This window comes from Paenibacillus sp. LjRoot153 (assembly GCF_964253085.1).
Classification (GTDB): Bacteria; Bacillota; Bacilli; order Paenibacillales; family NBRC-103111; genus Paenibacillus_E.
Genome location: NZ_CAXUQH020000001.1, coordinates 4,300,983 through 4,327,024, shown reverse-complemented (window position 1 = coordinate 4,327,024; position 26,042 = coordinate 4,300,983). Strand labels below are relative to the sequence as shown.

Annotated in this window: 16 protein-coding genes; 10 read left to right on the top strand and 6 right to left on the bottom strand. The window is 43.5% G+C overall.

The annotated features are described in order from the left end of the window. Nucleotides 1-47 precede the first annotated feature (47 nt). Nucleotides 48-4,622 (bottom strand): cadherin-like beta sandwich domain-containing protein, encoded by a 4,575-nt coding sequence (locus ACSQ8P_RS18545; RefSeq protein WP_436236520.1) that lies wholly within the window; start codon nucleotides 4,620-4,622, stop codon nucleotides 48-50. Nucleotides 4,623-5,132: 510 nt separating this feature from the next. Here ACSQ8P_RS18545 and ACSQ8P_RS18540 point away from each other — a divergent pair. Then, nucleotides 5,133-8,156: a hypothetical protein gene (locus tag ACSQ8P_RS18540; RefSeq protein ID WP_436236519.1), complete on the top strand. Its 3,024-nt coding sequence runs from the start codon at nucleotides 5,133-5,135 to the stop codon at nucleotides 8,154-8,156. An 85-nt stretch (nucleotides 8,157-8,241) separates the two neighbouring features. Here ACSQ8P_RS18540 and ACSQ8P_RS18535 read toward each other — a convergent pair whose 3' ends face one another. After that, nucleotides 8,242-8,943, bottom strand: coding sequence for a hypothetical protein (locus ACSQ8P_RS18535; RefSeq protein ID WP_436236518.1), 702 nt, complete (start codon nucleotides 8,941-8,943; stop codon nucleotides 8,242-8,244). A gap of 181 nt (nucleotides 8,944-9,124) precedes the next feature. Between ACSQ8P_RS18535 and ACSQ8P_RS18530 the strand changes: the two genes are divergently transcribed. Further along, nucleotides 9,125-10,378 carry a serpin family protein gene (locus ACSQ8P_RS18530; RefSeq protein WP_436236517.1) on the top strand — a complete coding sequence of 418 codons (1,254 nt, stop codon included), beginning with the start codon at nucleotides 9,125-9,127 and terminating at the stop codon, nucleotides 10,376-10,378. 44 nt (nucleotides 10,379-10,422) lie between these two features. Beyond that, nucleotides 10,423-11,526 (top strand): sulfite oxidase, encoded by a 1,104-nt coding sequence (locus tag ACSQ8P_RS18525; protein ID WP_436236516.1) that lies wholly within the window; start codon nucleotides 10,423-10,425, stop codon nucleotides 11,524-11,526. 60 nt (nucleotides 11,527-11,586) lie between these two features. Here ACSQ8P_RS18525 and ACSQ8P_RS18520 read toward each other — a convergent pair whose 3' ends face one another. After that, a complete protein-coding gene (locus ACSQ8P_RS18520) occupies nucleotides 11,587-11,925 on the bottom strand; it encodes a L,D-transpeptidase (RefSeq protein ID WP_436236515.1) in 339 nt (112 codons plus the stop codon). A 336-nt stretch (nucleotides 11,926-12,261) separates the two neighbouring features. Here ACSQ8P_RS18520 and ppsA point away from each other — a divergent pair, with 336 nt between their 5' ends. Next, the gene (gene ppsA, locus ACSQ8P_RS18515; RefSeq protein ID WP_436236514.1) at nucleotides 12,262-14,856 is read left to right on the top strand and encodes a phosphoenolpyruvate synthase; all 2,595 of its coding nucleotides are present in this window, start codon (nucleotides 12,262-12,264) and stop codon (nucleotides 14,854-14,856) included. Between the two features lie 174 nt (nucleotides 14,857-15,030). Continuing rightward, the gene (locus ACSQ8P_RS18510) at nucleotides 15,031-15,201 is read left to right on the top strand and encodes a hypothetical protein (RefSeq protein WP_436236513.1); all 171 of its coding nucleotides are present in this window, start codon (nucleotides 15,031-15,033) and stop codon (nucleotides 15,199-15,201) included. A 76-nt stretch (nucleotides 15,202-15,277) separates the two neighbouring features. On the opposite strand, the gene ACSQ8P_RS18505 is transcribed toward ACSQ8P_RS18510, so the two are convergent. The 3 genes from ACSQ8P_RS18505 to ACSQ8P_RS18495 form a co-directional block, all read right to left on the bottom strand. Next, nucleotides 15,278-15,769 (bottom strand): CBO0543 family protein, encoded by a 492-nt coding sequence (locus tag ACSQ8P_RS18505; RefSeq protein ID WP_436236512.1) that lies wholly within the window; start codon nucleotides 15,767-15,769, stop codon nucleotides 15,278-15,280. Further along, nucleotides 15,766-16,248: a CBO0543 family protein gene (locus tag ACSQ8P_RS18500; RefSeq protein ID WP_436236511.1), complete on the bottom strand. Its 483-nt coding sequence runs from the start codon at nucleotides 16,246-16,248 to the stop codon at nucleotides 15,766-15,768. The genes ACSQ8P_RS18505 and ACSQ8P_RS18500 overlap by 4 nt, the downstream gene beginning before the upstream one ends. 130 nt (nucleotides 16,249-16,378) lie before the next feature. Continuing rightward, nucleotides 16,379-17,182, bottom strand: coding sequence for a CPBP family intramembrane glutamic endopeptidase (locus tag ACSQ8P_RS18495; RefSeq protein WP_436236510.1), 804 nt, complete (start codon nucleotides 17,180-17,182; stop codon nucleotides 16,379-16,381). 217 nt (nucleotides 17,183-17,399) lie between these two features. Here ACSQ8P_RS18495 and ACSQ8P_RS18490 point away from each other — a divergent pair, with 217 nt between their 5' ends. From ACSQ8P_RS18490 to ACSQ8P_RS18470, 5 genes are all read left to right on the top strand, one after another. Beyond that, the gene (locus ACSQ8P_RS18490) at nucleotides 17,400-18,695 is read left to right on the top strand and encodes an ABC transporter substrate-binding protein (protein ID WP_436236509.1); all 1,296 of its coding nucleotides are present in this window, start codon (nucleotides 17,400-17,402) and stop codon (nucleotides 18,693-18,695) included. A 23-nt stretch (nucleotides 18,696-18,718) separates the two neighbouring features. Further along, complete coding sequence (locus ACSQ8P_RS18485; RefSeq protein ID WP_436236508.1) at nucleotides 18,719-20,518, top strand: sensor histidine kinase; 1,800 nt, start codon at nucleotides 18,719-18,721, stop codon at nucleotides 20,516-20,518. Nucleotides 20,519-20,531: 13 nt separating this feature from the next. Beyond that, the gene (locus ACSQ8P_RS18480) at nucleotides 20,532-22,064 is read left to right on the top strand and encodes a response regulator (protein WP_436236507.1); all 1,533 of its coding nucleotides are present in this window, start codon (nucleotides 20,532-20,534) and stop codon (nucleotides 22,062-22,064) included. A gap of 253 nt (nucleotides 22,065-22,317) precedes the next feature. Further along, complete coding sequence (locus tag ACSQ8P_RS18475) at nucleotides 22,318-25,026, top strand: beta-galactosidase (protein WP_436236506.1); 2,709 nt, start codon at nucleotides 22,318-22,320, stop codon at nucleotides 25,024-25,026. Between the two features lie 87 nt (nucleotides 25,027-25,113). Continuing rightward, nucleotides 25,114-26,019: an ABC transporter permease gene (locus tag ACSQ8P_RS18470; RefSeq protein ID WP_436239550.1), complete on the top strand. Its 906-nt coding sequence runs from the start codon at nucleotides 25,114-25,116 to the stop codon at nucleotides 26,017-26,019. The last annotated feature ends 23 nt before the right edge of the window (nucleotides 26,020-26,042 follow it).

Genomic DNA, 26,042 nt, shown 5'->3' with positions numbered 1-26,042 from the left:
AAAAGGAAAGGGGTAGGGGATCATGGGATCCTCTACCCCTTTTAACATTAATATTGAAAAACAACCGTTGGGTTTGTGACCGTGTTAGCGATGATTTCCTTCCTAATTCCTCCGGTAATGGCGCTTAGGGTATACGTGCCAGCCAATAATTCCTTACTTGCTTCGCCGCTGGTCGTCGCTCCGAAAGAACGCCAGCTACCCCCGTAATACGAGAGAGTACCGTCCAGTGGATTACCTTGTGCATCCTTTAATTGTGCGTTAACACGTATGGTTTGGAAGGCGACGATGGGATCTGTTCCCACATGCTGCACCTTCTGGTTCAAGGTGCCTTCATAATTCATTGAGAAGGTATAGGTATTCGCCAGCAGTTCTTTGCCGGCTTCGCCTGCGCTATTCGTCAAGCCTAAGGACTTCCAGCTTCCCGCGTAATAACTGATACTTCCGCCGCTTAGCGGGTTGCCAAGGCTATTCTTGAGGTTTACCTTAACCGGAACAGTTTGGAATACGAGCAGGGGGTCTGTTCCAATATTTTGAACTTTTTGATTGATCGCTCCATCAAAATTAATGGCAAACGTGTAAGAGCCGGCCAACAATTCTTTGTTGGCTACGCCAGCACTTATTGAACCAAATGTTCGCCAACCTCCGCCATAATAGGACACGGTTCCTTCTCCCTGTGGAAGGCCTTGGCTATTCGTAAACTGAACTTGGACATTAACGGTCTGAAACGTAATGATGGGGCTTGTGCTTGTGTTTTGAGTTAACTGATTGCGCGTGCCTTCGTAAATGATGGCGAAGGTATAGCTTTTGTTCGATAAGGGTTTGCTGACCGAACCAGATGTGTCGGTGACGCCAAACTCTTTCCAGCCTCCGTCATAATAACTAACGACGCCACCGCTGAGCGGTTGGCCTGTGCTGTCCTTCAACTCAACCTTAACGGCGGTCGCCGGAGGGGTTTCATTCCCCGACAAGGCGCGCGTTACTAGGACTGTATACACTTTCGTCGATCCGTCTCTGGCTGTGACGGTGAGTTTGATCGTATTGGATCCAGTGCTCAAAGGAAGCGAAGAACTTGCCAACCCGCTCGTTAAGTCGATCGGCCCAAGCACTAGTGAGTTGCTGCTGTTATACACGCTCGCGGTTACCGTAGCGTACGCTGTATCATAAACGGATGCCGTCACTGATATTGCCGATACGCCTGCAGCCACGCTTTGTGTATAGCTAGTCGCTTCCCGTGAAAAAGGTTCATTCAGCGAACCGCTGCTTAAGCTAATGGCACTCAAATCTGCCGATGCAGGGCTGGGCTGGACTGTAAGGCCGATCGTATTCGATCGCTTGGTTCTCCCGTTCAATGTAATGTCCGCAAATACACTAGCCGCTCCTTCTTTAATCGCCTTCACCTGACCGTTTACGATGGATAGTACGGTTGGGTCGCTGCTCGTGTAAGTGATGGTGCTTCCTGCTAAAATCGCGGGCAATCCATTCTCCAGAAGCCCGGAAGCGAGGATAGGTTCGCTGGTTCCTTCCTGCAGCGAAACATCGGCCATCGCGATAGATGTTTGAGCAAGACGGACCGGCAACCTGTATAAGTTTGTCAAATATGTGTAGTAGATGCTGCCATCCATACCCACATCCATGAGGTTCGTTTGATTATCAACAAGTGTGCGATAGTTCAGCGTGACAGGGTCGAAAGCAGTGACATAACGCGCAATGGTCGTGTACAGCAAGCCGTCTTGGCCCCAACGTAAATAGAAGGACCGCCACGTACTGCCGCCACTTGCACCGGCATACATCAACTTGCTTTTCACAATCGCATCGGTGCTTGGATTTATAGCATATAACGCATAAATGGAACTTCCTTGATCATCTGTTCCCCAAGCAATGCCCCATAACAGACCGTCAGGTCCGAAGGACAAGCCACCTAGCAAGCGAGGAGAGGATAAGCCCGGAATGATGGGTTCAAACTCGCCAAGTTTGGTGCTCGTGGCGACATCCCATTTAAACAATTTGGCATGTACAGTATGTTCCGGTTCCGTTGCTGTTGCAGGTACTTTGGCAGGAGCTGAGCCAAGACCGCCTTCGATGGACGTCCCACCGTAGAGGATGCCGTTCTTATAAGCAAGAGAGATAATGCTTTGATCCGTTACTACGTGACGGTTCGATTGCCATGTACCCGTCGTATCATTGTAGATAGTCAAGCTGCCTCCCAAGTTGCCGTAAACCGGTACTGTCCCAACGAATAACTTGTTATCGCCGGAAGTAAAAGCATAGGGCCGGTCTTGGCCATTCGGAATCGTGTAAACCAGCTTTGGATTCGACGTAGGCGTATTCCCGTAATTATAGGGTTGAGTTGCATCGTAGGCATAGATGCGAGCTCCGCTGTAAGCACCGAAATAGGTTTTGCCGTTGAGGAAGCCGATTTCTTCTACTTGGTGCGGTGAGAATGGGGAAGAAGCTTGCACGTCATAGGTTTGTGTTGCTTGATTAAACACACTCAAGCCGTCGATGAAGCCTCCCAGATACAGCTTCTGGTCTGAGCCTGCCGCCATGCTTTGGATATTCACGCCGTCTTTGGTCACGGGTACGGTGATGGTTTGAATTGAATTATCATTGGGATTAAAGAGCGTGTATTTCCCGTCATCATACAAGGTTGCCAAAACTTGACCTGAGCCAGACAGCGTAACCCAGCCAAAAGCTCGGGTCCCGTTCTCAGGCAGCGAATTCGGAGAAGTCACCTGTTGAACGTTATTAGTCGCAACGTTATAGGACCATAAATTATTTGAAACCTTATTTCGGTAGTAAAGTAGATTCGAATTGTAAGGGGATGGGGGTGAAATTTTGCCATCAAACGCTTCAAGAGAGTAATTAGGTACTTGTTTAATAACTTCTAGTGTCTGCTCATTAACAACAGCAAGTGAAGTGCCATGCGTCACATAAAGCAAGCCGTTATAGGGAGCAATGTTATGAACAAAGTCGTCCAGACCTGTGAATGGCATCGCAATTTCCGTTTTCACACCAGTACTTCGATCGATGCGCATCAAATGTTTCTTTGAGCCGATCCCAACATATAAGTATTGGTCAGTTACCCCAGCACCCCGGGCATACTGCTCAGTGTCATGCATACGTCCCTGATCAGTAAATAATTGCGTTTGGGTATTGTAAGTAAAAACTTTGGCATTTGAGCTGGTGGAGCCATAAATGAGTCCGTCAGAGCTTGCGTCTAAATCCCAAACGAAATTGTCCGCAGGGTTGCTTCCAACCAGGGTGATGTTACGATGATCCGGTCGTGTATCAAATTTCCAGAAGTTGCGGTTCGCTGTTGCAGCGAAATAGACGTTGTTGTCGGCACCAACCGTAACAGCCCAAGTTTCTGTGGTCCCTGGAACTTGCTCCTGGAAGTTGATCGTACCTGTGGCAGCATCAACAGCATAAAACGTTCCGGGATTGCCGTTAGCTACGAAATAGATCTCGCCGTTGCCGATAGCTCCTCCCATTGTCGTGGACGTCAGCGTCGCTTTGCCCAAATTGATGGCATTCTCGTAAGCGAAAGGCAGCACTAATGCCTCATTTTTATAAGTAAACGAAATATCGTCAAAATACACGTTGCTTAATGTGCCTACCCCTGAATACAGTAACACCTTTGCTTTGACTGCCAAGTCGGGTGAAATGCCTTCTACTTTGAGCACATCGCTCCAAGTATTTAGCGGTGTACTAAAGGACCGGGATGTCGTGCCGACTTCTTTGTCCGCTCCATCGTAAAATTTAATGTATAGGTTGACGGCTCCTCCAGACACTAAGTGTACACTCGCTTTGGCTTCATATCTGCCATTCGGGTGAACACCAATTGCTTGGGTACTAAGTCCGACGGCTTTATCCGTGTACGTATCTAGCAGCTGAAGACTGGATTCGCCGCTTTTTTTCTGTGTGCTGGTGACGGACACAGCGCTGGGAGGCGTTCCTGGATATAACTCCCAACCAGGTATATTAGCCCCTGATGCCGCTTCTTCAAAGCCTGGGTTATTGACACTGACTTCATTTGGATCGATTCGATAAAATAGTGCTTCATCCACATAGGCTGTCATAAGTACGCTGGAAGATGCGTATGGAAAAATTGTTGCAAATGTGGCTCCATCAGGTGCAGTGCCAGATACACGAACGTCGAGCCAAGTGTTTAAAGCAGGATTGGTAAGGTTAAACGTGGCCTGTTTGTTCATAAACTGACCTGCGGCATTATACCAGCGTATCCATAAAGCAGGAGTACCACCGCTATAGTTTTCCAGATACAGCTTAATTTTTGCTTCATAGGATTGGCCAGACGTCACTGCCATCCTCGCGCTTTCTGCGCCGAGTCCACCTGTACTGGGTTTGCTCATCTTGAGACTTCTCGTACCCGCAAACACAGTCGTCTCCGATAAGGAAAGACTTGAGGCTAAACCGAAAGCGCTCCAACTAGGAATTTTACCTGCGATCAAATTTTGCTCGAATCCGCTGTTTGGCACCGGAATCATCTCTATCGGACTAGCTGCCCGTGTTTGAGAAGGAAGAAGAAAAGCTAAGAAGAGTATAGCGATGAGTCCAAACACACCATGCTGCCTTCTGAATGTTTTGCCTTTGTACGTATCCATCAACATCACCTTCTTTCAATTTTCTGTCCATAGACAGGTTGATGTCAGTCTCGCTGATGCACTATGTTTGCTTTGTGACCGCTTACATCGTAGGCATTTGAAAGATCAGTACGCGCGGATCAACTCCTTTCAATTCCTAAATACAATGAATTATTGGTATATATCTGGTTCATAAAGTAAATGTTATGCGAATCAAATTCGGCTGTCAACACGAAAAAAATAGCTCCATAAATAGGAAATAAGTACCAATATTTAAGTGAAATTTCTTGAAAAGAGACACTATTTCTTGAATGCGTATGCTAGTAATGGCATTGTGCAGCACCTATAATGAATCCAAGTCTATGTTGAAATCCCACACCTATATGCATTCATAAATCGTCCTTACTGGTCATGACTTTCAAATCAGTAGGACGATTTCTTGTATTCTCGGGGAAAGGAGGTGAGTTTAATGAAATCCCGATTGAGTCTCACGAAGAACCGCAACTAAACTTGATGTGAGGAGTGGTAAGAATGAGTCTAGGGAAGCATCACCGATTGTGGGTTCGATTCATCTGTACGGTTGTTAGTGTTTTGGTAATTGTTAGTATGTTTGGCAACCGAGAAGCGCATGCAGCTGGCATTACAATGTCACTCCCTAATGCTTCTTTCGAAGATGTAGGTACTGGTATTCCAAATTGGAACACGCATCCAACTTTCGGCACAGCTACGGCAACTGTTTCTGATGTAAGGGCTTACACGGGGGCGAAAAGTATGAAAATGGTCGATGCCAGCTCTTCAAGCTCACTTGCTCGCGTGAGCGATAAAATCAGTATTTCAACGACGGAGCAAGTGGCGTATACGGCATCTGCCTACGCGTATATTGAGCAAGGCTCGATCGATGTGTATTTGATCTTTTACAACGGCTCCACAGAATCTCGTGCTATTCCCGCAAGTGTTACGCCTACGGTAGATCAGTGGAACAAACGCTCGATTACCGCAGAAGCACCAGCCGGCGCAACAGAAGTGGCTGTGATGATCTATAGCGGATTGGGCAGCATCACAACGGCCTATATAGACGATGTATCGATCGGAAAGACGGTGAAAAATTCGGGTTTTGAAATTACCCCATTGAGTGATGCTTGGACGGTATCTGGAGCAGCGACTTCGATGACGTTAAAAACGGGAGGAACATCTAGCCTCAAGCTGGATGATGCCAGTTCATCAACAGCAAGTTACGCAGAAAGCAGCGGTGTTCCCGTAGTTTCAGGCGCAAGAGTATCCGCATCAGCGAAAGTATACGTATCGAGCGGCGATACTGGTGTAAGTATGCACCTTCGTTTCAAGAATGCAGCTGGCACGGTGATAAAAGAGGTCGAGAACGTATTCAGTGGTATAGCGTCGCAATGGTCCCCGCTCACGATATCAGCGACCACACCAAACGTTACGGGAGACAAAACCGTGTCTGTCTATTTCACGACGAAGACTACGGCAACGACGGTTGCCTATGTTGACGATGTTACGCTTGATACACCGATTGAATACAACCTGGGCACGCAGATAGTGAACAATCCGCTTGACGGGGCAGTATTCGGCAAGGATGCAAGCGGCAGCTATGATCTGATGTACGTCGGCTCTAGCGGCTATCCATCCAAGTTTTTGGTTTACGATGCGCGAACAGGAGAACGTGTGGATGACCAGAATCTAGACCAGATAGAAGCCGTCTGGGGCATGACGGTCGCGTCAGATCAATCTGTTTATTTCGGAACGGCCAACAAGAGGGCCCTTTATCGCTATGTGCCAGGAACGGTCAGCATTTCCGGAGGAACCAAAATCATTACCGGTAGTTCTTTGGTGAAAACGACATTGGATGCTGGCATGAACGTCATTTGGGATGTGACGGCGGGAAGCAGCGGGAATATTTACGGAGGCACAGCCACTGACGGCAAAGCATTCCGTTACAATCCGACGAGTGGAGTTACTGTTTTAAACAGCAATCTCGCGATTGTCGACGGTTTGGCTCATGTTAGATCAATCGCTTATGCGAGTGATACGGAAGTATTTATGGGGATGGGACCAACCTCTAATGCCACGATTATTCGCTTTGATCCAACAACTGGAACACAATCCACGATAACCTTTTACCTCAATGGCGAACCATATGTTTACGCGAGCTCGTATGTCTTGGGGCTGGATTACATTCCGAATGGTACAGATTCGAAGTTGTTCGCCAAATTGTCAAGTGAGCCACTGATCGTCATTAATCCGGTTACTGGCGTCGTCGATGCATCACTAGGTAATGTAGATTCAATCGGCGTATCGAAGAAACATCCTACGGATGATAAGGTGTACTACACCAAAGGAACTCATTTGTATGTCTACGATATTTCTGCGAAGACACAAACGGACCTTGGTGACGTAGGAGGCAAAGCAGCTGGTTACACCTTTTTAACTGACGCAGGCAATACGTATCTGTATGCTCCACTTTCCTCCGGAAAAATTCTGAAATACAAACTTGCAGCCACCCCAACAATAGACGTTTCGACTTCATTCACAATTCCAGATTCTCCAACGAAGATCCGCTCACTCGTGAAAGGTCCTGGTGATCACATTTATACAAGCGGCTATCTACGTGGAGGATTAAGCGTCTATCATCCAGACACCGGTCTGTTAACACGGAATAGAGGAGCGGGCCAGGCAGAGAACATGACCACGATAGGCAATAATTTATATCTGGGCATCTATCCAGGCGCATGGATAAAAAAATACGACACGAACTCCTCGTGGAACGATACCACGAATCCGTCACTTCTTTTTCAGGATATTGCTGGCTCGCCTAATTTCCAGGACCGCCCCTTTGGCATGTTGGCCGATACTGCATTGAATCGGTTGTATGTCGGTTCAGTCGCGAGCTCCGGTAAACTAAGCGGCTCCTTCACTGTGTATGACTTGACGACGTCCACAAGAATTACGACAGTGCCCGACATCGTTGAAGATCAAAGCATCATAGCCTTGGCTTACAAGAATAATAAAGTATATGGAGGCTCATCCGTTTATGGGGGGATTGGCAGTACAGCAAATCCTAGTGTAACGGAGGGGAAAGTGTTCACATGGCAAACGACCAGCTCGAATACACTTCCGGTTCCTCAGTATGTTCCAGTCTCAGGGAGAAAGGTTATTTCTGATCTTATCGTCGGTCCGGACGGCAACATTTGGGGGATCGCGGAAGGGAACTCATCCACGGATCCGTCGCGCAATCTGACGGCCGATTTATTTATTTTTGATCCGAACAATCCTGATGGGGCTCATACGACGATTTATGCGAACAAATTCGCTTCAACCGGCAATGTGTCCTGGCAAGGTGGGAAGATGGTTGTCGGCAAAGATGGCAATGTGTACGTGAGTATCGGTGGCAAATTGTATGCAGTCGACGCCAGTTCGGCCACTAAGGATTCTGTTATGTTGGTCTCTACCGGTGTGTCACTGCTGACAGCGGATGCAAATGGTGATCTTTATTATGTCAAGTACGAAACCAACTTGTACAAATATGATAAGTAATCAGTCGCACGCCTAAATGAAAAGGAGGCCAGGGAAGCAAATCTTCCCTGGCCTTGAACTCGTCTAAAAAGTTATCTGAAGTTGACTATTTGTGGATGTCAAAGTACTTTCTCATTACATTCAATTCATGGTTAACACGCTGTGGAATCTCCTTCAGGAGCTCAGGCCACGACACAAAAAAAGAATCATCCCAAGCAAATTCAATAAATTCCATCGTTGGTCGAAATCGAAATGTCTGCAAATAACGTTCCACTAATTGGTTCGTTTCCTTATCCGTAGTCATCTTATCCCGTAGCATGTCTGGGACTAACAAACCTGCACTGCCCGCTGTCTCATAAGTACACGTATCTAAATTCGGGACGAGTTCAAGCATAGTGAGAAGTGGGGAGAAAGCGTGTTTTCCAGGCTGTGAGTACAGATTTACCTGGTTTGGACTTTTTTTAGATATATTGCTACGATCCTTAAGTAAGCCTTTAAAATATTTGCCATGGAAGCTGCACTCACAATTGATAACGCTGCCATCACGCCCAACATAAATCCAAACATGTTCCAGCTCGTACAAATGCTCAATATCATAATCCCAGTAGATGGCATATTCAATGACCTTTTTAATCCTGGTATCCGACTCGAAACTAATCTTGCGACGAAAGGAAGGGGAAGGACCGTCTTGATCGAATATCGTTACTCCAACGCGAACTGGAAAAAACGGCTCCAAACGATCAAAAAACAGCTGTGGCGCATACATTTTGACAAGCTCCAAATCGAGATTTATTTGCTGACCCTGCATACTTGCTTCCTCCTCTTTGCTTGACGAAAGGCTATAACATTAATTATAAGAAAAGTAGAATGGCGTACCATAAATTATTCTAGAAGATTCTATAAAATTATTGGAATAAAATGACATGAAACACGAACATTATGTAAAGATTCCTCGTCTAATAAGCATACGAATGACAGGGGGGTCCGAAATGAACGATAATTTTAGGAAAAGTAAACTTCTTGCTTCTGGAATACTGCTGGTACTGATTGCAACTGCATGTGCCAAATCTTCTGGAAATTCGATGTCATTGGATAAACGACAAGTTGCGGCGGCTGGAGTTGATAAACGTATCGTTAACGCAAGTAATGAGTTCGGCATGCAACTCCATCGGGAATTGGTTCAAACAGAACAGGACAAGAAGAAAAACATTTTCATTTCGCCCACCAGCATTTCATTAGCGGTTGCCATGGCTTACAACGGAAGTAAGGGAGAAACGCAAGCTTCAATAGCCAAGACGTTGGGTTGGCAAGACATGTCTCTGGATGAAATGAATCGAGGTAATGAGACGCTTATCTCCCTACTGCAGAAATCTGGCAGCGACGTAAATGTACGTATTGCCAACTCGCTTTGGTCAAGAAAAGGAACATCATTTAACAGTAAATTCATGAAAACTAATGAAGTATTTTACAATGCCAAAGTAACTGAGCTCAATTTCTACAGTCCAGAAGCCACTAACACGATCAATGATTGGGTAAACAAGAATACCAACGGAAAAATTCCCAGAATGATCGAATCCATCGATCCCAAAGAAGTTTTGATCCTGATGAATGCGGTCTATTTCAATGGCGGGTGGAAAAAGGAATTCCAACTTTCTGAAACGAAAGAAGAAAGCTTCAAACTGCAAGATGGTTCCACCAAGCAAGTGCAGATGATGACGCAGTCAGGCTCGTACGAATATTTGCATGAAGAGGGATATCAAGCCATTCGTTTGCCGTACGGAGAGGGGCAGATGGATATGCTGGTCATTCTGCCAGATGAATCTTCTTCACTTGGTGCTCTCCACGACAAGCTGTGGTCGGGGCCCGACCGCTGGCATAAGTCGTTCCAGTCGAGCCGAGGTGAAATCAAGCTTCCCCGTTTTAAGATTGAATATAGCGAAAAGTTGAAAGAACCTCTTAAGGCTATGGGCATGTCGCTACCCTTTGACGAAGTCCATGCAGATTTTTCCGGTATGGCCCCTGTTCCTCCGAACCTGTTCATCAGTGCTGTAACACACAAATCGTTCATCGAGGTCAATGAAAAAGGAACGGAGGCAGCAGCGGTCACTTCGGTACAAGTGGCAGGGGCTTCCGCACCAATCGATGAACCGTTCAAGATGACGATAAACCGGCCGTACTTCTTCGCGATTGAAGACCTCCAGACTGGCGCATGGCTTTTTGTAGGGTCCGTGGTCGAACCATAAATGCTAGATACTCCGCGATAAAAGAAGAAACAATCCAAGAATGAATGGAGTCAGAATTTCATAAAATAGGGAAGCCTTGCTTAGGAAAGGAGCCTTACATGAATTTGTATGACCCCACTAGGATTCCTCGCTCTACGATACCTGAGAATCAAGAATTTCCAATGTTGTCTCTTTCAAGCTGGGTTACCCCAGAAAACAAGTATTATATCCGCAATCATTTCCCATATCCCGCATTGCCATTAAATGATTGGACGCTTAATATAGAGGGTCTTGTCCAATACCCAATTCACCTGAATTATCAAGCATTATCTCAATATCCTCAAATCTTATTGCCAGTTACTATGGAGTGTTCAGGAAACAAGAGAGCGTATTTCCACCCTAAAACCAAAGGGGTTCAATGGGAACAGGGGGCTGTCAGCCACGCGTTCTGGACCGGAGTACCACTTCGAACTTTATTACAGGTAGCAGGAATAAAGCCTAATGTTCGGGAAGTCATATTTGAAGGAATGGACACAGGAGAACGATCAGACCTTCCAGGCACTTTCCGGTTTGCGCGAAGCCTTCCTATAGAAAAAGCTATGCATCCCGATACGATAATTGCTCTCTGTATGAACGGAAAACCTATACCCTACAAGCATGGATATCCAGCAAGACTAATCGTTCCGAATTGGTACGGTATGGCTTCTGTCAAATGGCTTTGCCGCTTAGTGGCTATAGATCAAGAATTTAAAGGTCCCTTTCAAAGTAATGATTATGTCATATACCGTTCTGAAGCAGATACTCAGCGCAGACCAGTTACTTTAATGAAAGTGAATGCCGTTATCTCCCAACCCACAGATCAAGCAATTTTGAGAAGGGGAATGCACATCATTACAGGTACAGCATGGTCAGGTCACGGATCCGTTAAAAAGGTGGAAATCAGTCTTGATCATGGAGAATCATGGAACTTGGTGACATGGCTTGATCCAGAGGAGAAGTACAGCTGGAGAAGGTGGGGGTGGGAATGGCATGTGCCTGTATCTGGAACCTATCATATTATGGTAAAAGCGACTGATGACAAGAATAATTCCCAACCCCTTCAAGCGGAATGGAATGTGAACGGTTATGAAAACAACTCAATTCCTCAAATTCAGGTCTATGTGGAGTGAACAGTAAAGAGCAGGATAATTTAGTCAAAGCTCTGACGGCAACTCCTCTTTTCCGATAGATTATGGCCGAATTGTAACCCTAGTATGAATGGGAACGAGCTGAGAGAGCTGCAGAACATCTTCGTTGTACATTCGGATACAACCGTGACTTACTTCCCTTCCGATCGAAGAAGGATCATTTGTACCGTGGATGCCATAATGGGGTTTAGATAAGCCCAACCAGAAGGCTCCGAATGGACCTCCGGGGTTAGGTTGTTTATTTATGATCGTATATTCGCCTTTAGGTGTCTTCGTAACCATTTTGCCGATTCCAACCGGAAATTGCCGAGTAACCGTATTCCCATCAAGCAAATATAAATTACGGTCGGATAAATCGACGATAATTCGATAGTTTGGCATTCGTTTCGCCTCCTAAGCCTTATTCTATGCATGCCTAGTTTCGGAAGTGATATGATGGGATTACCAGTGGAACATGAGATATAAATCGTAGACCCCTCAGCCCGTTGCTGAGGGGTTATTTTTACTAAGCGTATGATAGCAGGGAATCAAAAAAAGAACCTGATCAGCTTGATCAGGTTCTTTCATATTGCATCTATACAGACACGATGATATAATCGGGTTATGACTTCTTGGGTCATTTAGACATAAATATTCTATCTTACAATCTAATTGTAACACGCCGGTAAAACTCTTGTCAAATGTTTTTATCAAATTAATGGTTAGGAGTGATCTTGAATGAGTTCTTTGGTTCTTGGTTTTCAGGAAATGGAAAAGACACAGCTTTTGCTGGTTGGCGGAAAAGGGCTGAATTTAGGGAAATTATCCAAAATTGAAGGCATTCAAGTACCAGAAGGATTTTGTGTTACAACTGAGGGATATCAAAAAGTCATCGAACAAAACGAAATGTTTGATGCGTTGTTGGATCGACTAACCATGTTAAAAGTAGAAGATCGTGATCAAATTAGTGAAATCAGCAGGCAGATTCGACAAATCATTATGGACGTAGAAATTCCTTCCGATGTTGTGCAAGCTGTTACTCACCATCTCTCCCAGTTTGGTGATGAACATGCATATGCAGTGCGTTCTAGTGCGACAGCAGAAGATTTACCGAATGCCTCTTTTGCAGGTCAACAAGACACCTATTTAAATATCATCGGCAAAGATAGCATCTTACAGCATATCAGCAAATGTTGGGCTTCCTTATTTACGGATCGCGCGGTCATCTACCGTATGCAAAATGGATTCGACCACAGCCAAGTATATTTATCCGTTATCGTTCAGAGGATGGTTTTCCCAGAGGCTTCTGGGATTTTATTTACGGCTGATCCAATGACCTCCAACCGAAAGTTGCTATCCATCGATGCCAGTTACGGACTTGGAGAAGCATTGGTCTCTGGCTTGGTTTCTGCCGATAATTACACCGTACACGAAGACAAAATCGCCAATAAGCGGATAGCAACCAAAGAATTAGCTATCTATGGACGCAAAGAAGGTGGAACGGAAACCAAGCAGCTTGATCCTGATCACCAAAAGTCTCAAACGTTGACTGAACAACAAATTTTACAACTGGCACGTATCGGGAGACAGATTGAAGCTTATTTTAACAGCCCACAAGATATCGAATGGTGTTTGGCCCAGGATACTTTTTATATCGTCCAAAGCCGCCCAATCACGACGTTATTCCCGATCCCTGAAGCAAATGATCAAGAAAATCACGTCTATTTATCTGTTGGCCATCAACAAATGATGACCGATCCTATGAAACCAATGGGATTGTCCTTTTACCTGTTAATTACTCCTGCACCTATGCGTAAAGCCGGTGGGAGGTTGTTCATTGATGTTGCACCTAGGCTGGCTAAACCTGTCGACCGGGAAGCTTTATTAAATGCCATTGGATCCGATCCGCTCATAAAAGGCGCACTCATGACCATCATAGAGCGAGATTTTATTAAATTGTTACCAAATGATCAAACAACACCGATTCCGGGCAAAAGTAATACTGATATGCTGGCACAAATTGAAAGCAACCCGAACATCGTTTCTGATTTGATTGAGAGTAATCGCGCATCGGTAGAAGAGTTAAAACAAAACATCCAGACGAAATCAGGATCGGATTTATTTGATTTTATTCTGGAAGATGTCCAGCAATTAAAGAAGATCTTATTTGACCCACGAAGTACGGCTGTGTTTATGACTGCCATTAATGCTTCATTATGGATCAATGAAAAAATGAACGAGTGGTTAGGAGAGAAAAACGCAGCAGATACACTTTCTCAATCGGTACCGAACAATATTACTTCAGAAATGGGTCTGGCATTAATGAGTGTCGCAGATAGGATTCGCCCTTATCCGGAAGTCATTGATTATTTGCAGCATGTAAAAGATGATAACTTTTTGGATGAACTGGTTAAGTTCGAGGGTGGGCAGGAAGCTCATGACGCAATCTATGCTTATCTCAATAAATACGGAATGCGATGCGCCGGAGAAATCGATATTTCAAAAACGCGTTGGAGTGAAAAACCAATTACATTGGTTCCCTTGATTCTGGGTAACATTAAAGCCTTTGAGCCTAATGCTGGCCATCGCAAATTTGAGCAAGGGCGCCAGGAAGCTTTAGAAAAAGAACAAGAGTTATTAGCTCGATTAATCCAACTGCCGGATGGTGAACAAAAAGCTGAAGAGACAAAACGAATGATCCGCCGAATTCGGAATTTTATCGGTTATCGCGAATATCCAAAATACGGTTGGATTAGCCGCTATTTCGTTTATAAGCAGGCTTTACTGAAAGAAGCCGAACAACTCGTACAGGCGGGCATTATTCATGAAAAAGAAGATATATTCCTTCTGTCTTTTGAAGAGCTTCACGAAGTCGTACGTACAAACAAACTTGATAATCAGTTGATCAACAAGCGGAAAGAGGAGTACAAATTTTTTGAGAAACTAACTCCGCCGCGTGTACTCACGTCTGATGGTGAAATCATCACAGGTTCATACAACCGAGAAAATCTGCCCGCTAAAGCGATTGTAGGTCTAGCTGTTTCTTCCGGAGTGATAGAAGGGCGAGCACGCGTTATCCTAAATATGGAAGAGGCCAATCTGGAAGAGGGAGATATTTTAGTCACCTCCTTTACGGACCCTGGCTGGACACCATTGTTTGTATCTATTAAAGGACTAGTCACCGAAGTTGGCGGGCTAATGACCCATGGAGCCGTTATTGCTCGTGAGTATGGCTTGCCAGCAGTCGTCGGGGTGGAGAATGCGACCAAACTGATAAAAGACGGGCAACGAATTCGCGTGCATGGAACAGAAGGGTATATCGAACTATTGTGATGGTGACGTGCATGTAGAAGCCGATCATAGTGATCCGTCAGTAGACCTAGTATACTTATTATTCCAAGAGCATTATGGAACCTGCAATTGCATCTCTAGTACTATATTTATAAATCCCTGTATTTGGTAAAATTTTCATATATCCACTAAAATAACCAAGAGGATGGGATAATTATGAAAGAAGTTAAAATGAACCAGGAACACATTACAAAGGGTGCCTTTGGAACAAATCTTAGAAAAAAGGCAGTAGCTGTTAGTTTAAGAGTATTTTACAGTGGCTTTATCATGCTAGCTCTATTTCCAACGATATATGGGTCCGATTGGCCAGAAAGAGGTTGGTGCTAAAATCATCGGAGACACATAATTAGTGCTTTTAGATCCCCGTCAATCGGGGATTTTTTATTTTCAATGCGCATTATAACTAGTAGTCGTCCTGCTTTAGCTGTTGTTGTGAACGAAGAAACCATCTATAAAATATTAGCGATATATAAAAAGAAATCCAAACACTGATGAACGTCCAATGCCAAGTCCAAGTTATATACTTAATTAAATTGGTGTATTTTTCAATTAATACTTCAGGTATAGTAATGCCAAGTGTATAGGCAATATAGTACATTAATTTAATCTTGACATTGCTGTATTCAGGATAAAATACAACAAAATAACAAGCAATAACTGGAAAAGCCAAAAATTCAAATACAAAACTCGTATGGGTAGCTATCTGAAATTCTCTTACAGGATATTCAATCCATCCTGCTTCAACTACCAACAATCCTAATATCCATGTTGGTAACTGATGGAACATAAATATAACTTGTGTTTCAATAAACTTTTTTTGAATAATAAGTATTAAAGCCGAAACTGAAATACAATATACACTTGCAAGAATCAAATGTTCTATCGAAATATTCAATATACGGCTCCTTGTCGTAATTTATTAAAAAACCAATGATAATACTTTTGGATACCATATGAGCTCGTGAGAATTAATAAGTATCCTGTATACCATTTTGCCTTTGTTAGTTGCATTAAATCCGTATATTTGTCGATAAAGTAAAAGAAAGGAGCAAATATGGCGGGAAACAAGAAAATATAAACTAACTTAGTCCATAAGTTTTTCTTTCTTGGAAAGTATAGGCAGTAGATTACATGAAAAGTTGGATAAAGAGCGTAATTAAAAGTGAAATTTGAACCTGATGCTTTATTAAATTCACGAATTGGATTTTCCAACCACTGTAACTCCACAAAAATATGGCTGACACTCCAAGAAATAACTTGACCAGTTAGAAAAATAAAAAATGCGTCCCGTCGTTTATCTTTTGGAACGAGGAGTAAAAGAAGGAGAACAATCGAAACCCAAGTAATAATTAATATCATTCGCTCTAAAGACATAGATAGTTCTCCTAATAATATCATGATAATAACATTTTATGGATTCAATAACATATTTTCGGTTTATTACAAACGAATTATTCACGAGATAACACAGTTTTCTCATGCTTCAATTAAAAAAAGAAAACGGTTAATTGACCGTTTTCTTTTTATATTGTTTGTAACAGATCCAGCAGCATAATAACACGACAACTGTTGTCAGCAGGCTGCCTTCGGCACCAAAATCGCCACCATTAAAGATAGAGGGACCGGTTGATTCCGTTCGTAGAACGGAGTCGGTATGTTCGCCCGAAACATGAAAACCAAAAATACCGCCTTGCGAAAAATTCCATGCTAAATGAACTCCAATAGGCAGCCACAAACTCTTACTAATTTCTTTCAAATAGATAAATATCATACCAATTACAAAAATATTGATAAGCGTAAACGGTGTTGTAAAAATGCCCGGGTTACCCATATGGAAAATGGTAAAGAACACAGATGAAATCAACGCTGCACGCAGCGGCGTTCGATTTGTTTTCAAATGTTCATAAACAAATCCTCGGAAAAAGAGTTCTTCGCCGCAGGCGACTAAAAAGAAAATGCCAAATTGCAACAATAAGGATCGTACTAAATCGGAAGTAAAGGAGGTTGCGAGAATGTCAACACCTCCTGTGACCCAGATGATAAGAAAAGAAATACCCATAAGGACAATGCCAAGCAAAATGCCTGGAATAAGATGGCTCATTCGTACCCATGACAAGGTTGACAATTTATTTTTTCGGTTTGCGATCGCACCGGCTAAAATAAAGGCGACTGCAGTTGCGAACATCATTTGTTCATTGCTTGGTGATTTCCCTTGGTTTAATGCTATAAAGAGGCTCATTATTACACCGGTGCTTATAGCAAACAGGATTATGGCAATAAACAATGGACTTCGTATTCTTTTTACCATGTTTATATATCACTCCTTTTATATATGTATTTTTATATATAAAGGAATATTTTGTCAATATTTTTGTGAGTACCTGGTGTTGGAACGATAGAGGAAATTCATGCGTTAATGCGAAATATTAATAGATCACATATCCTAATCATTTCGCCGATGAACCAGAAATTGGACATGTCTTTCGAATACTTTTGTAAACGTTATCAAAAGAAAGAGTGATTGGATGAAATCTCGACTCATATCCCTTGGTATTTCGATTTTAATGGTGTTAACGGCGTGCCAGTCACAGAACGTAACCAAGGTTCCCAGAAACCAACCAGAGGTACAAACGCTCACTTGGGTCCACCATTTTGATGAGGAGGGTGCTCGAAAATGGCTAGAAATAGGGACACAGCTATTCAGTAAACAGAATCCTTCGTACACATTCGCACTTACAGGAGTCGATGGAGGCAACTATCTGCGTTTGCTGCGTACTTGGGCGATTTCGGGCAATATGCCGGATATGTATATGATCGATAATTTGGATACCGCTATGGATTTTATTCGTTCAGGCTATGCAATGGATTTAAGCAATCAGCCGATTCTAGCTCACATCGATGAACGTTACCTAAGTGGCGTGAAGTCAGCCGATGGACGTATATGGGCACTGCCGATTGACGTGAATGGTGCCGGTGTTATTTACAATAAAGAAGCATTTGCCAAGGCTAATATTAAAGAGCCGCCAAAAACATGGAAGCAATTTATGGAAGCCTGTGAAGCTCTGCAAAATGCGGGGATTATCCCAATCGCAGCAGGTTATAAGGATACTTGGACAATTAGCTGGGATATCGCGGCGGATTTGTTAGTGAATCAATATGCTGACAATCGCACATGGTTTGCGGATATCGAAGCAGGAAAAACCTCATTTAAGGACAATCAAATCCATTTCAAAGAGATTTTGCAGCGATATGGCGAGCGTTTGAAATATGTTAATAAAAAACCATTTGAAACGGACTGGAATCAGGCGCAAATGCTCCTTGCAGAAGGGAAAGCAGGGATGATCATAAACGGCACTTGGACTGTTGATGGGGTGAAATCCAAAAATCCAGCGAGCAATTTGGGTTTGTTCGCGTTTCCTTATTCGACAGATCCGCAAAAGGCTATTTTTGGCTTGAAATCAACAGGCGGTATTGTTGTGAATCCCAAATCACCACATAAAGAAGAGGCATTTCAAACATTGGAACTTTTTGCTACAGAAAAAATGGGCAATATTTTCCAGACGAATAAGAAAGCGCTATCTGTTATCAAAGGCTTACCCAAAGATTTTGATCCGACCTATATCGAATTAGATACAACCTATATACAAACCGGCAAAACGTACGATTGGTCCAGCATATATATTGATTTTGTGAACCAAGATCTGCAGAAGGCGTTTATTAATGCAATTACGAAATTCATCATTGACCCCTCTCACAATGTGGACACATGCATTCAAGAGCTGGATCAAGCGTTTAATCAAAATCGTCGAGCATCCAAATGAGAGTTGGTAAGGAGCATGGATGAATGAGAGCTTTTCAGCCGTTATTTAATCGAATCAAGGATTTTCGAATCCGCACGAAGCTTTTTCTTTCCAATATGATTCTCATTCTGTTCATTTCGACAACCATTGGTGGTGTTGCGATTTATGCTTCAACCAAGTTTATTGAGGCCAATACTAAGGATCTCTCTACACAGGTCATACATCAAGTATCGGACAATATCGAGAGTAAAGCGAAGGAGGCCTTCACCTCCTCTGTCTATGTTCTCAGTGATACGAATATTCGGCAAATTGTTGCTGAACAAGGGGAACAAGTAACTAGTGAGAGCTATCCTGCCTTTCGAAGTCGAATGGAATTTCTGCTTGCACAATATGGAAATGGTAATCCTTATCTGAATGCCATCATGATCCAAACAAGCACAGGGCAATTGTACTGGTGGGAAAATAAAAAGGGGCTGGACCATACACTGAATCATGATGCAGTTTCTACTATGATGTTGCGTGCAGAAGCGTATCTGCATTCACATCAGCTTAGTGTGGGATGGTCACCTTCTTTACGTGAGCGAAATGAAGTGTTTCTAATCAGAGATTTCGTGGATGTGAACCAAATTGATCGCAGCTTAGGAACAATTATTTATAGTCTTGATTCCAATTTTTTTCTTTCCCTGGGCAGCGGGAGTTCCATTATTAAGCAGAGCAATGTCGCTATTCTCAACCCTTTAAACGAATTGCTGGTAGGTGGGGGAAGTCCAGAAACGGACAAACTTATACGGAACAGTGTAAAGGATGTACTTAGTGAACTGGATGCGGCCATGGCTACAGTGGAATTCGCAGGAACGGATAGCCATTTATTCGTACAAGAACGAACACCTACCTTGGGATGGCGTGTACTATGCTTTATTCCAATGTCTGTTTTGCTGTCGGGTACGCAAATATTAGTTTTTGTTATTATACTTGTTTCGTTGTTTGCCGTACTCATCTCGACGGGAATTGCCGCTATTCTTTCCAACTCATCTACGCGAAATATCAAAATTTTGGAGCAGACGATGCGACGCGTAGAAGACGGGAATTTCGATGTACGCATTGTTCCACTGGGTAAAGATGAAATCGGTAGTTTATCACTCCGTTTTAATTTCATGTTAGCTCGGATCAATGAGCTCATTAATATCGTCTATAAGGAGCAAATCGCGAAGCAGCAAGCGGAATTCACTGTGTTAAGAAGTCAAATTAATCCTCATTTTCTATATAACACCCTCGGAACGGTGAAATGGTATGCTCGCATGAACGAACAACCAGAGATTGAGCGAATGATCAGCTCAGTCATTGACTTATTGAAGTCTTCGGTACGGCGTGTTGGCGAATTTCATAGCTTGGACCAAGAAATGACGCAGTTAAAGAACTATATTTTTATCCAAAAAATTGGGTATGGGGAAGCTTTTCAAATGGATTATGAGGTGGACAAACAGTTGCTGGCATGCGAAGTCCCTCATTTTATCCTACAACCTTTGGTCGAAAATGCCATTCTTCATGGGCTTGAGATGTCGAAGGGAAGAGGGGAAATCCGAATAACCGCGATGGTTGTTGAGCGAGATTTACTACTTACCGTAGAAGATAATGGCAAAGGAATGGATACCACACAAGTCGTGAATATCCTGGAAGTTCGCTCTCAGAAAGAATCAGTCCCCGGTGTTACAGGTATCGGAATTCACAACGTTCATGAGCGAATTCAGCTATATTATGGGCAGCAATATGGACTTAGCTATGAGAGTGCTTTAGGATTGGGTACCAAAGCCATTGTGCGTATTCCTTATAAAATAAAACGTTAAGGGTGGGCTTAGTATGCTGAACGCCATGATCGTTGAGGACAATGCGATCTATCGCTATGCGATTAAATCGATTATTCGTTGGGAAGATTACGGCTTTCATATCGTGAGTGAAGCTCTAAATGGTGTACATGCTTTAGACTTATTGCATCATCAACATGTCGATTTAATTCTGACAGACATATCGATGCCCGAAATGAATGGGATCGATTTGATTCAGAAGGTGAAACAACAGGATGATTCAATAAAAATTGTCGCGCTAAGCTCCTTCGATGATTTTCGTTTCGTGAAAGAGGCTCTAAAGCTAGGTGCTGAGGATTATTTGCTAAAGCATGATCTGGAACCTGAATCTCTTCAGCAATTACTCCGACAAATGAAAACGAAAATTGAAGATGGGCTTCATCTGAAGAGACAAGCAGCTATCCAAAATGAGAATCTGCAGGAAATGTGGCATTTACTTGGACGTAAGCTCATATTTGGGGAATTAAAGACGATTGATGAGATGGAGGAGCAAGCAAGAGCGATACGTTTTCCGATCTCTTCTGGTCCCATAGCTATTATACTCATCGAGGGCGAGTTTAACGCTATTTCCACGCGTGCCCTGCATGATGAACTAGGGGAAGCACCTATAATCGTTACGATTTCCGATCATCGAACCGTGGTTATGACGCATTTCCCAATTGAACATAGCGAACGAAGATGTAGAGAAGAATTATTGCAGCAAGCTGCTGTGCTCATGGAGAATAAGACTGAACATAGCCCCCTGTCTGTAGGCATCAGTTCGATCGGGTATGATTTAAAGGATTGGAAGATGTTGTATCGTCAAGCAGAAACGGCTCTCGAACACGCGATATATGATGGTGTCGGTCAAGTTTATCCCTATTCTGGTAGGAAGCCTCAAGAAGCAGAAGGGGTAGAGGTCTCGATGAAATCCTTTGCTTCTGCCATACAAAGCGGTCAATTCGAAGAAATAGATAAGCAAACTGAGCTTTTCTTTGACTTGCTTTTGGCAAGAAGGCTATCGTTGGAGGAATTAAAAGTCGTCATCCATGAAGCGACCATATTAACGAAAGCTGCTGCGATTGGAAGAGGTACGTTTTCTTCGAGTGCGGAGGCAACCTATCGACAATTGAATCGTGTACTTGAAACGTTTCCCACCTTACAGCAACTGAAGCAATTATTCCAGAAGTGGCAGAAAGAATTGAGTTATGAATCGATGGGGAATACGCCATTTCGGAAAGAAATTCAAGCCGCAATTGCTTATATAGAAGAGCACTATGCGGAAGATATCACCGTAGCAAAGTTGGCAGAAAGTCTTCACCTAAGTTCTAATTATGTATCCAATTTGTTTAAAAGTGAGACAGGGTTAAGATTCGTAGAATATTTGAATCGCTATAGAATTCGTAAGGCCAAATTATTGCTTCAGAATCCTAGTTTGAAGGTATATGAAGTAGCTGAAAAAACTGGCTTTCAAGAAACCTCCTATTTCTGTAAAGTGTTTAAAGAGCTTGAAGGGAAAACGGTCAAAGAATTTAGATGTGAGTCATAAAAGTACAGTAAATAATATAAGAAATCAGTGAAATATTGAACGAAAGAAGTTGTGAATTAAGTTATAATTCACAACTTTTTGCTTTGTAAGGGAGTGGTGAACACTGGTGTTTTCTTATGTATTTAGAAGTTTATTTGAATGAAAGCGCTTTATATATTAACTATACTGGCAATAGGGACAACATTAAACCTGCTTGGCGAATGAAACGGGTTTCATACGGGAAGTAGAGCGCCTAACTGAGGGGGGATAACGCGTGCAACAATCCATCAGCCAAAATCAAATCATTCAGTTATCGCCTGAAACGATGCGTATAGATGGCAAATCAGAAATCATTCTTTGTGCTTCTTTATTTTACTTCCGACTCCCACGGGGAGTATGGAAAGAACGATTACATAAAGTGAAAGCCTTTGGTTATAACGCTATTGATGTGTATTTCCCTTGGAATTATCATGAGACCGAAGTAGGCGTATGGGATTTCAGCGGAGAGAAAGATGTAGCCCAGTTCCTTCAGGAGGCTTCGGAAACTGGCTTATGGGTCATCGCAAGGCCAGGTCCTTACATTTGCTCAGAATGGGATGGAGGCGCATTGCCTGCCTACTTATTTGTTGAAGAAAATATGTGTATTCGGGATCATGATCCGCTATTCTTGACGCATGTGGCTAGATGGTACGCAGAGATTATGCCTATTCTTCAGCGATATGAACATGGGCAGGGAGGTTCCATTATCGCCGTTCAGTTGGAGAACGAGCTTGATTTCTATCCTTGTACCGATCCCAAAGGATACATCTCAGCATTGAGAGATCTAGCCTTACAACATGGCATCAAGGTACCCTTGATAGCCTGTGCAGGTCAAGGCGGTTTGTTTCAAGCATCCGGGTTCGCTGAAAGTATTGTGCCAACATGCAATTTTTACCCGAATGATCGTGATCCTTCCTTTGAAGAAAAAGTTCGTTACTACAGAGAAGAATTAAGCCGAAGAGGCTATCCCTTACTCGTCACCGAAACGAACCGCTCCCACTTTCTGCTCCGCAGACTGTTATCGGCAGGAGCCAAATTGTTAGGTCCTTATTTGCAGGCGTCAGGGACAAACTTTGGCTTTACGAATGCCGCCAACAATTGGGGAAATCCACTTTCCTTCCTTACGTCGGATTATGATTTCCATGGGATGTTTACGCCTGAAGGGCATATCCGAGAAGAAGCGTACGAGGGCAGGTTGCTGCATCATATCATTCAAACCTATGGCACCTCGTTAGCTGAGGCAACGCCAAGTGATCTTCATCGTCTAGCTTTGAAGCACGGCGGCGAGCTCGTATTCGAATTGAATGTCGCAGCATTAGATTGTCCGATTTTGCCACTTCATGTGCCTTTACAAACATGGGGGATTGCTGGTGGCGGAGGGCTCGAATATGCAACAGCTGAACTCATGCAAGTGAAGCATTTAGCGCATGAGCAGCGGACGATTTTCATTTTCCATACGGAGGGGGAAGGGGAAGTTCAATTCACTTTTGAGTCGGAGATTGAAATAAAGAATGCCGGGATGACTGTTCATATGTCTCAATCAGAACGAAGCGTAACCTTATCCTTTCAGGCTACGGACAATGAAGCTAGGGCCTGGATTCACTTATCGGATGGACATATTCTTGAAATCATCGGGATGAACCGTGCTCGTGCGCTTCGTTTGGAAAGCATCGATGAGGATGGTGAGCTGCGAATTGAAACACTTGTGGTGCAAGCGAAGGAAAGCAGGGAAGTGGAAACATCATGGAGGCTTAGTAAGGTTGACCACATACGTTCCTTTTCGGAGGAGACCCTATACCTTGGAGACGATGCTGATCATTTAGAAAAGCACGGGATTTACCGAGGATTCGCGTGGTATAAAGCGCAATTACCGCATACGGATGACGACTATCAGGGCTTCATCATACAGCGAGCTAGTGATGTGATTTCTCTCTATACAGGGGAAGGGTATATGGGCACCGTAACACCAGGCGGAACAAGCCGCTATCTGCCGATCCCTGAAAGCATACACGTCGTGCCTGATCTTACAGCACGAGTGGAGATTTGGGGACATACCAATTTCCACGATACGACGCTTCCTGGCCTCCATTTAAACAGTCTAAAGGGACTTGCCGGCATTGTTGGCGTCACGTCGAGTAGGGATTTAAACCAAAACTGGCGATTCAAGCTCATGCAAGCCAGTGAGATCAAAGACGATTATGCAGCTACGGATGTGGATGACGGGCAATGGCCGATCGTGAGCATTGGAGGCTGGTTATCCGCAGATCTGCCTGCTCAACACTGCTATCGCAAGCAAGTTAAGCTGACTGACAAAGCCGATCGTTGGATTCTTCATACACCAGGAAACTTCAGCCAGGCGTATGCCTATGTAAATGGACATTCACTGGGTCAAGTGAATCCACATGATCCTTTTCTTGATCTTACTCCTTTCGTAAAAGCGGGAGATACAGCGTTAATTACACTATTTTTGGATAAAACGTACATCGCTTTGAGTGGGCATATCACACTGTACGAAGGTACTTCGGCGAATAATTGGACCGTTGCGGGTTGTCAGGAACTTGGCCTATTGCAACATGCTCAGGTCTCGCGCATAGATGCGCAGCCCGTCACAGAAGCGATTGCGATGAAGCCTGGAGCAGTCGCATGGCTCTACAGCGAGCTTGAAGATAGCAACCAGGGCTTGGGCTGGCGAGTATATGCCCATGGCCAAGATATGAAACTGACAGTGTTCTTCAACGGACATCTGGTGGGGCGTTTATGGACCAAAGGCGGAGAGAACCGACCAGTATTCCGTGGCGGGAGTGATGAATCCTTTTATTTGCCTGGAACATGGTTCCATGAGCAAGAAGAGGGGAATGAACTTGCTATTATGTTGGAGGCAGTAGCGTTAGATAACGATGCTATATTGGAGCCATTTCGATTCGTACCCGTCTCCGCCAGTTAATTTGAAAGGAGTTAGCGTATGAAAACTGCCACCTCTTCAAAAACAATAGATGTCGTTTCACCAGTTGTCAGAAAGCGAGTGACACCGATGCGAAGATTTTGGTCACATCGCACCTTATTGCTCATGTGTGTACCCGCTATTCTTTTTTTCTTAGTGATGTCGTATCTTCCTATGCCTGGGCTGTATCTTGCCTTTATCAATTATAACTACTCGGCCGGTATCTTCGGCAGTGACTTCGTTGGATTTGATAATTTCAAATTTCTAGTGACTTCAGGAGCGTTGTGGAAGCTAACGTCCAATACCATTCTGTATAATCTTGCTTTTATCTTATTCGGAAATATCCTACAGATTGGCATTGCTATTCTACTCAATGAGCTTCGTAAAAAGTGGTTCAAGAAAGTAACCCAATCTCTTATGTTTCTGCCTTACTTCATCTCATTTGTGCTTGTTGGACTCATTGCTTATAACATTCTCAGCTATGATTACGGTTTGTTGAATGGCATTCTTAAATCGATCGGATGGGATCCTGTCAAAACATACTCGAACCCAAGCATTTGGCCCTTTATCATTGTCATCACGTATTTATGGCAGTCCACAGGATATGGCTCCATTGTGTATTTCGCTGCCATTATGGGATTAGACTCGGAGATCGTGGAAGCGTCAGAAATTGACGGCGCCAATGCCTTACAGCGAATTCGCTATATTGTGCTCCCATGGCTAAAGCCAACCTTCATTATTTTATTTCTTTTCTCATTAGGGGGCATCCTCCGAGGCAATTTCGGCCTATTCTACAACTTAGTCGGTGCTAATAATACAGCGCTCTTCGATGCCACAGATATTATTGAGACGTTCGTGTTCCGTTCCTTAATGAACAATTTTAACTTCTCTTTAGGAAGCGCTGTCAGCTTATATCAGTCTGTTTTTGGATTTTTCATCGTCATTACAGCAAACTGGCTTGTGAAAAAGGCTTCACCTGATAACACCTTATTTTAAAAAAATCGTGCTTATTCAAATGA

Bases quoted from the DNA above. Each gene is read 5' to 3' on its own strand.
- ACSQ8P_RS18545 (WP_436236520.1), bottom strand. From the start codon at position 4,622: ATGGATACGTACAAAGGCAAAACATTCAGAAGGCAGCATGGTGTGTTT.
- ACSQ8P_RS18540 (WP_436236519.1), top strand. From the start codon at position 5,133: ATGAGTCTAGGGAAGCATCACCGATTGTGGGTTCGATTCATCTGTACG.
- ACSQ8P_RS18535 (WP_436236518.1), bottom strand. From the start codon at position 8,943: ATGCAGGGTCAGCAAATAAATCTCGATTTGGAGCTTGTCAAAATGTAT.
- ACSQ8P_RS18530 (WP_436236517.1), top strand. From the start codon at position 9,125: ATGAACGATAATTTTAGGAAAAGTAAACTTCTTGCTTCTGGAATACTG.
- ACSQ8P_RS18525 (WP_436236516.1), top strand. From the start codon at position 10,423: ATGGAGTCAGAATTTCATAAAATAGGGAAGCCTTGCTTAGGAAAGGAG.
- ACSQ8P_RS18520 (WP_436236515.1), bottom strand. From the start codon at position 11,925: ATGCCAAACTATCGAATTATCGTCGATTTATCCGACCGTAATTTATAT.
- ppsA (WP_436236514.1), top strand. From the start codon at position 12,262: ATGAGTTCTTTGGTTCTTGGTTTTCAGGAAATGGAAAAGACACAGCTT.
- ACSQ8P_RS18510 (WP_436236513.1), top strand. From the start codon at position 15,031: ATGAAAGAAGTTAAAATGAACCAGGAACACATTACAAAGGGTGCCTTT.
- ACSQ8P_RS18500 (WP_436236511.1), bottom strand. From the start codon at position 16,248: ATGTCTTTAGAGCGAATGATATTAATTATTACTTGGGTTTCGATTGTT.
- ACSQ8P_RS18495 (WP_436236510.1), bottom strand. From the start codon at position 17,182: ATGGTAAAAAGAATACGAAGTCCATTGTTTATTGCCATAATCCTGTTT.
- ACSQ8P_RS18490 (WP_436236509.1), top strand. From the start codon at position 17,400: ATGAAATCTCGACTCATATCCCTTGGTATTTCGATTTTAATGGTGTTA.
- ACSQ8P_RS18485 (WP_436236508.1), top strand. From the start codon at position 18,719: ATGAGAGCTTTTCAGCCGTTATTTAATCGAATCAAGGATTTTCGAATC.
- ACSQ8P_RS18480 (WP_436236507.1), top strand. From the start codon at position 20,532: ATGCTGAACGCCATGATCGTTGAGGACAATGCGATCTATCGCTATGCG.
- ACSQ8P_RS18470 (WP_436239550.1), top strand. From the start codon at position 25,114: ATGCGAAGATTTTGGTCACATCGCACCTTATTGCTCATGTGTGTACCC.